The organism is Streptomyces sp. SID5643 (assembly GCF_009872555.1).
Taxonomy (GTDB): Bacteria; Actinomycetota; Actinomycetes; order Streptomycetales; family Streptomycetaceae; genus Streptomyces; species Streptomyces iakyrus.
Genome location: NZ_WWIC01000174.1, coordinates 1 through 400, shown reverse-complemented (window position 1 = coordinate 400; position 400 = coordinate 1). Strand labels below are relative to the sequence as shown.

Genomic DNA, 400 nt, shown 5'->3' with positions numbered 1-400 from the left:
GTGGCACTCGGACCCTCCAGCTGCCCGATGAACCACAACCGGCGCTGCGCGAAAGACAACGGAATCATCAGGACTCCTCCTGGATACGCATCGGCCGCAACGCCGGCCTAGCTGACTTCTGACTGCCAAGCCGCCGTGCAAGTCCGGCCACCGTCGACGCCCCCAGCAGCACCCTCAAGGGCACCTCGACCTTCAGCACGGCACGGATCTGGTTGATCAGCCGGACGGCGAGCAGGGAATGCCCGCCGAGTTCGAAGAAGTCGTCGTCCACGCCGACCTCGGGCAGGCCGAGGGTCTGTGCGAACACCTCGCACAGGACCTTCTCCTCGTGGGTGGACGGTTCCCGGCCCGAACCTGCGGCGCCGGAGTAGTCCGGGGCGGGCAGGGCCTCGCGGTGCAG

General features: G+C 67.8%; 1 protein-coding gene. It reads right to left on the bottom strand.

Features of this window, described 5'->3' with window-relative positions; all coding sequences use genetic code 11:
• Window positions 1–67 precede the first annotated feature (67 nt).
• A partial coding sequence (locus GTY56_RS20665; RefSeq protein ID WP_161366840.1) for a phosphopantetheine-binding protein occupies window positions 68–400 on the bottom strand: 333 nt, incomplete at its 5' end.